9 protein-coding genes are annotated in these 5,646 nt (G+C 43.9%); 6 read left to right on the top strand and 3 right to left on the bottom strand.

What is annotated here, in order from left to right; genetic code table 11:
* The 5 genes from H6S82_RS15900 to H6S82_RS15890 all read left to right on the top strand — a co-directional run.
* Positions 1 to 578, top strand: a 578-nt coding sequence (locus tag H6S82_RS15900) for a metal ABC transporter ATP-binding protein (protein ID WP_191056408.1), incomplete at its 5' end; no start/stop codon positions are given.
* A 14-nt stretch (positions 579 to 592) separates the two neighbouring features.
* Positions 593 to 718, top strand: coding sequence for a hypothetical protein (locus tag H6S82_RS34080; protein WP_255512222.1), 126 nt, complete (start codon positions 593 to 595; stop codon positions 716 to 718).
* 9 nt (positions 719 to 727) lie between these two features.
* Positions 728 to 862 carry a hypothetical protein gene (locus H6S82_RS34075; RefSeq protein ID WP_255512221.1) on the top strand — a complete coding sequence of 45 codons (135 nt, stop codon included), beginning with the start codon at positions 728 to 730 and terminating at the stop codon, positions 860 to 862.
* Positions 863 to 1,001: 139 nt separating this feature from the next.
* Positions 1,002 to 1,889: a metal ABC transporter permease gene (locus tag H6S82_RS15895; RefSeq protein ID WP_190464807.1), complete on the top strand. Its 888-nt coding sequence runs from the start codon at positions 1,002 to 1,004 to the stop codon at positions 1,887 to 1,889.
* Positions 1,890 to 1,992: 103 nt separating this feature from the next.
* Positions 1,993 to 2,976: a dienelactone hydrolase gene (locus H6S82_RS15890; RefSeq protein WP_190464806.1), complete on the top strand. Its 984-nt coding sequence runs from the start codon at positions 1,993 to 1,995 to the stop codon at positions 2,974 to 2,976.
* 69 nt (positions 2,977 to 3,045) lie between these two features.
* On the opposite strand, the gene H6S82_RS15885 is transcribed toward H6S82_RS15890, so the two are convergent.
* Positions 3,046 to 3,825: a choice-of-anchor E domain-containing protein gene (locus H6S82_RS15885; protein ID WP_190464805.1), complete on the bottom strand. Its 780-nt coding sequence runs from the start codon at positions 3,823 to 3,825 to the stop codon at positions 3,046 to 3,048.
* Between the two features lie 261 nt (positions 3,826 to 4,086).
* Between H6S82_RS15885 and H6S82_RS15880 the strand changes: the two genes are divergently transcribed.
* Positions 4,087 to 4,311: a hypothetical protein gene (locus H6S82_RS15880; protein WP_190464804.1), complete on the top strand. Its 225-nt coding sequence runs from the start codon at positions 4,087 to 4,089 to the stop codon at positions 4,309 to 4,311.
* A gap of 2 nt (positions 4,312 to 4,313) precedes the next feature.
* On the opposite strand, the gene H6S82_RS15875 is transcribed toward H6S82_RS15880, so the two are convergent.
* Positions 4,314 to 5,291, bottom strand: a complete 978-nt coding sequence (locus H6S82_RS15875; RefSeq protein ID WP_242056971.1) for a cation diffusion facilitator family transporter — start codon at positions 5,289 to 5,291, stop codon at positions 4,314 to 4,316.
* Positions 5,282 to 5,491 carry a hypothetical protein gene (locus H6S82_RS15870; protein ID WP_190464803.1) on the bottom strand — a complete coding sequence of 70 codons (210 nt, stop codon included), beginning with the start codon at positions 5,489 to 5,491 and terminating at the stop codon, positions 5,282 to 5,284. Before H6S82_RS15870 ends, H6S82_RS15875 begins: the two co-directional genes overlap by 10 nt.
* Between the last annotated feature and the right edge of the window lie 155 nt (positions 5,492 to 5,646).

The raw sequence follows: 5,646 nt of genomic DNA, 5'->3' as shown, positions 1-5,646 counted from the left end.
ACAAGCGGGGACGCCTGTCCCACACTGATGAGGGTAAACCTTTGATGGATCGAAGGGAAAAAGTTGCTTATGTACCGCAGCGATCGCAAATCGACTGGACTTACCCCGCCACTGTCTGGGATGTGGTGATGATGGGTAGGATCTCTAAAACTGGCTGGTTTCGTCGTTTTTCAGCTGCTTCTCGGCGCGTCGCTCAAGATGCACTGGAACGGGTGGGGATGAGTGCATATCGCGATCGACCGATCGGACAACTATCGGGAGGACAGCAGCAACGAGTATTTTTAGCGAGAGCTTTAGCACAAGAAGCAGATGTTTTCTGCTTTGATGAGCCGTTTGCTGGCATTGACCAGAAAACTCAGTCTATAATTTTTAATATTTTCCACGAACTCGCCGATGCAGACAAAACTGTAATTGTGGTTAACCACGATTTAGGCGAGTCGATCGCTAACTTTGATGACTTGATTTTGCTGAATACAGATTTAATTGCTGCCGGTTCTCGTCAACAGGTGTTAACTCAAGAAAATCTGTACCGCGCCTACGGGGGTCAGGTAATGTTTTTTGCTAGCGCAGCTGCTTAGTTGCAGAGCAAATAATGACAGAGTATTTAGCTGGGAATGCGCCAACAGCAGAGCGACTCCAGGAATGTATAGAGTTTTTTCATGCTAATGCTTTTCTCGTCATTCACAATGTTTTGACACCCGAACAATGTGAGTTATGAAGAAACGATTTGGATAAAGCTCTCATCCAGGATATCGGTCAGAAAAAAGCTGTCGATTCTCGCCGGATAATGAAGCGAATGTTCGAGCATTCCCAGCCTAATTTAAATTTGTTTGATTGGGAGCCGATCGTAATTCAGATGTGACTGCATTACGCCTTGATTTTTTATCCTGAGTTACAGCAGTCGCCAAGGCGCTTAAGTCATTCTTAATTCCACCAAACCGTTGATTTAGACGGTTCTTACCCTGGCCCCTAGCCCCTAGCCCCTAGCCCCTAGCTCTACTATGTTGGAAGCTTTAATTGAGCCGTTACAGTACGGTTTTATGCAGCGATCGCTGATCATTGCCATTTTAGTCGGCTTGCTGTGCGCTGTCGTCGGCAGTTATTTGATGGTGCAGCGCTTAGCTTTGCTGGGAGATGCGATCTCTCACTCGGTTTTGCCGGGATTGGCGATCGCTTTTATGTTGGGAATCAATATTTTTATTGGCGCGTTTGTGGCTGGCGTGCTGAGTACAATGGCGATCGCTTGGATTAGGACGCGATCGCCTATCAAAGAAGATGCCGCGATGGGAATAGTTTTTTCGGCTTTCTTTGCCCTTGGCATTACCTTAATTACTATTATCCAAAAAGACAACAAAATTGACTTGAATCACTTCTTATTCGGCAATATTTTAGGCGTCACAAGTGAGGAAGTTTGGAATACTGCATTCATTGCCGGGATTGTACTTTTTGTTGTTGGTTTGCTATATAAAGAATTACTCTTTTATACCTTCGATGCCTTGGGCGCTCAAGCCGCTGGTTTGCCAGTTAATCTGCTCAATTTTGGCTTAATGTTGCTGATCGCATTAACGATAGTTGCCAGCATGAAAGCTGTAGGAGTTATCCTAGTTTTATCGCTGTTAATCACACCGGGAGCGACGGCATATTTATTAGTGAAAAGATTGCATCAAGTGATGATTTTGGGTGCGGTGATTGGGATTATTTCCAGTATCAGCGGAATGTATTTGAGCTACTTTTTCAATTTACCTTCTGGCCCAGCTATTGTTTTGGTAGCATCCGGATTATTTGTACTGGCGCTGCTGTTTAGTCCCAGTTACGGTATCTTCACACAACGCCATTCCGATACTAAAGGATTTGCCATTTGGAGAGAAATCAAACAACTGATTCGCTGAGGGAATCTCTAAAGCGAGTAGTTTGTGGAAATGAGGTGTGTTACGAAGACAGTTAACACACCCTACAATTAGTTAACTACATACTCAGCACTCAGCACTTAATATGACAGTTCGCGCTTTTTTCCAGTCAGTTAAAGTAGAGAATATCACTGCACCCTACGACACAATTTTTTTAAAGGTGCTATATCCAGCGCGAATAGGAAGTGAAAATATCCAAGCCTATCAAGGCATTATACCTGCCGACTCCGCAAAGGCTCCATTTCCAGTTGTGATTTTTTTTAGCGGATTTAACTGCGAACCGGCATTATATCAGTGGTTGGCGGTTGAGCTTGTGGAACGCGGATTGGTGGTAGTTACATTTGCTTGGGTGGCTGAATACCTGCCAGGAATAGTCGGTATAACTCCCGGAGTTAACGTGGCAATGTCTGCACCTGATACTTACGGTACTGGTGCGACTGCCTTGGCGTTACCTGCAATATTAGCAGAACTCGATCGTCTTCAGAAGCAGGGAATTTTGGCAGGAATGCTGGACTTGCAAAAAATCGTTTTGGGCGGACATTCCGGTGGTGGTAGATTAGCTTTAGAAAATGCTGACCCGCGATTTTATCCTCAAGTTGCAGCAGCTTTTTCTTATGGTGGCCATAGCGCCGCCGCTACTATACTGGGGTTTGCACCGGGTACTTTTTTACCTTTGCCTTCTGAGTTGCCAATGCTTCTAATTGGTGGTACTAGAGATGGGGTAATTGCTGCTAGCAGGGGAATGTACGGACTGAGTAAGGCAGATCCCGGTAAGTCGATTGAGGAAACTTTTGATAAGGCGATTGTTGGGGGGAGAGAAGATTGCTATCTGGTACTTTTAGAAGGAGCGAATCATTTTTCGATTACTTATCCGCCAGATACCACGGCTGGTTCATCGCTTCTAGACCTACCAGCTACCCAACCGGAAGATAGAATTCGTTCTCTGCTAAGCGAAATTGTGGGTTTGTTTATCGAGGCTTATGTTCGGCACAAACCGGAAGCATTACAGGCGCTACAAAATATGCTAATAAATACTAATGCCTTAATAGCTTATTGTCAGCAAAAATAAAAGTTTGCTAGCAGAATATACCTCTTTTTAGGTGAGTTTATTGCCAAACTTAGATGCACTATGCTATAATTAGTTATCGATTTTTGTATGTAGCTTAACTTCTAGTTTATTTGACGCCTTCTTCCTAAATTTCTTTCTTTCCACTAGGATTGCAAGTATGACGGCTGCACCAAGTCCGAATATAACAGAGGGTTCGGGAACTTTGCGGGTGTACTGATAAGATACTTTCAAATCCGAACCTGCAAATGTATCGACATAGGAAATGATGTTGCCGGTTCCTGTAACTTTCGATTTGGCTTCGGCTGAAAACAAATATTCTATGTTTGCCGTACCAATAAAGGTAGATAATTGGCTACCAGTGAAAATTTTTTGTCCGGTTTGTTGGGCTGTTACTCCGTCGATCGTCTTTCCGGAAGTGCCAGCAAAATTTATTATACCATCGTACTTTGTGACGCTATAATTGTATAATTTTTTGGGATTCAATTCAAATAAAGACTGCCCATTTAAGTCTTTTAATGTGAGCAAACCGCCCAACTCCACTGTGATGCTAGTTGACTTTGCATCTTTACTTTCAAAACCAGCACCTCCTTCAAGCAAGCCTGTAAATTCGAGGCTTACACTATTGAGTGTGCCTAGTTCTGATGAATTGAATTGTGGCAAAAAAAGAGATTCGTCGATGATATCTGTGAGACTGGGAGCTAAGGAAGTAGAGCAGATGCGAGTGGCATCATGACCTGCACCATCGATGGTGGAGCAAGTAAAGCTAGCTGCCTTAGCAATGTCGGTAGTTGCCATAACTGCTGTTAATGCTGTCACAGCACTTACTGCTTTGAAAAAGTGTGCTTTCATTTTCCCTTCCCTTCCCTTAGTCTGCTGATTGAGCCAGTTTAATAAACGCGCTTTTTATTTAATTTTTAACTTATCTTTTTTGTTATGTAAATTGATAAATGCACTTAAAGGGTTTTGAAAATGGCTCTGTGTAAATATTGAGATAGTACTTTTGTAGAGTCTGTATTTAACGAAAGGCAGTACGGGGATAAATTTTACGCTCATCAATTTTAAAACTGGATGCGATCTGACTGAGAGTTATATTGGAAAACGATCGCACCGATGTATCCCAAATCCGCTTCGATTACCCTCGTTATTGTGGGAGGGAGTCCGGAAGTAGAAAAAATTATGCACCTCACTCATCCACAAACTGCGATAAGTCCTTGCACTCAGCCAGACCCAGCTATGGGCAGAAATATTACTGAGTATCGGGCTATACAATTTACTGACTTTTACTTAGTGAGGAATCTGGCTGCGTATGACAATACGAGGGTTGATTTTTACTGACATCAATTAGAACAATCTATCTGCGGACAGAGGCTCGCGCCACTGCCAGTTTCTATCTGGAGGGTAACGTGTTCGATCGCAAATCGATCGTGAAGCTCTTGGGCTATCCGTGCTAAAAAATCATCGCCTGGGTGTCCTTCCGGCATCACCAAATGAGCGGTTAGTGCAATTTCTGTTGTACTCATACCCCAGATGTGGAGGTCGTGAACTTGAGTTACATCGGCGAGTTCAGATAAGTAAGTTTGTACAGCTAGGGGTTCGATACCTTCCGGTACGGCATCTAACGCTAAATTAAGCGAATCTTTGAACAGTTCCCAAGTACCGACGACAATAACTATAACGATAATTAAGCTCACAACTGGATCGAACCACAACCAACCAGTTGACAAAATGGCGATCCCAGCGAGTACAACGCCAACAGATACTAAAGCATCGCCAGCCATATGCCAAAAAGCGGCGCGAATATTCAAATCTCCCTTCCGTCCGGATGCGAAAAGTAAGGCAGTTGCTGTATTGATGGCAATTCCCACAGCTGCGACTCCGATGACGACACCGCCTGTTACCGGGGTGGGTTGAATTAAGCGTTGGATGGCTTCCCAAGCGATCGCACCTGTGGCAATAAGGAGGAAAATCGCATTTAATAAAGCTGCCAAAATTGAAGAACGACGCCAGCCATAGGTGTAACGGGGGGTGGTGGGGCGACGGGTGAGAATAGCAGCTCCCCAAGCTAGCAGCAGTCCCAAAACATCGCTGAGATTGTGGCCTGCATCGGCTAGCAGGGCTAGGGAGTGACTGAAAATGCCAAAAACGGCTTCGCAGATGACAAAGCCGGCGTTGAGGGCGATGCCGATCGCGAAGGCGCGGTTATAATTTGCTGGTTCGTGGCTGTGATGGCTGTGGTGGTTTGACATAATTGGGTCAGGACAAAGAATAATAATTTTAATGCCAGTGGGTAGTGGGTAGTAGTAAATCACAACCATAACGGACAATTGACAATCCCGGTCGATCGTCTGTTGGTCTGGCTGTCTTTGCTATATTGTTGAATTCGATCTAAAGTGGTGTTACCGGAAACAGTGGTAGGTAATACCTGGAATACTTGTGTTTCTAGTGGTTTTATGCTATTGGCAGTTCCATCTATTTCAGATGCGATCGCTCCCCATCCCCAACTGACAGGTGACACCGACAACCAAAGGCATCCCGAATATTGCTGAGATTAGCTGTAAAGAATTTTTCATAATTTTCCTCTTGAAAATTTCAGAATCATTACGCTAATCTTACTAAAGATGTACGTAAAATCCCTAGTATTTTATGAATCAAAATATACAAAATATTCTT

Origin of the sequence: Planktothrix sp. FACHB-1355 (assembly GCF_014748295.1) — a bacterium.
Classification (GTDB): domain Bacteria; phylum Cyanobacteriota; class Cyanobacteriia; order Cyanobacteriales; family Aerosakkonemataceae; genus Aerosakkonema; species Aerosakkonema funiforme_A.
The sequence above is the reverse complement of the archived record's forward strand: the minus strand, read 5'-3'. Positions and strand labels throughout refer to the sequence as shown.

What these genes read in the sequence shown, in the direction of transcription:
- H6S82_RS34080 (WP_255512222.1), top strand. Translation starts at nt 593, where the DNA reads ATGACAGAGTATTTAGCTGGGAATGCGCCAACAGCAGAGCGACTCCAG.
- H6S82_RS15875 (WP_242056971.1), bottom strand. Translation starts at nt 5,291, where the DNA reads ATGGTTGTGATTTACTACTACCCACTACCCACTGGCATTAAAATTATT.
- H6S82_RS15890 (WP_190464806.1), top strand. Translation starts at nt 1,993, where the DNA reads ATGACAGTTCGCGCTTTTTTCCAGTCAGTTAAAGTAGAGAATATCACT.
- H6S82_RS15880 (WP_190464804.1), top strand. Translation starts at nt 4,087, where the DNA reads ATGTATCCCAAATCCGCTTCGATTACCCTCGTTATTGTGGGAGGGAGT.
- H6S82_RS15895 (WP_190464807.1), top strand. Translation starts at nt 1,002, where the DNA reads ATGTTGGAAGCTTTAATTGAGCCGTTACAGTACGGTTTTATGCAGCGA.
- H6S82_RS15885 (WP_190464805.1), bottom strand. Translation starts at nt 3,825, where the DNA reads ATGAAAGCACACTTTTTCAAAGCAGTAAGTGCTGTGACAGCATTAACA.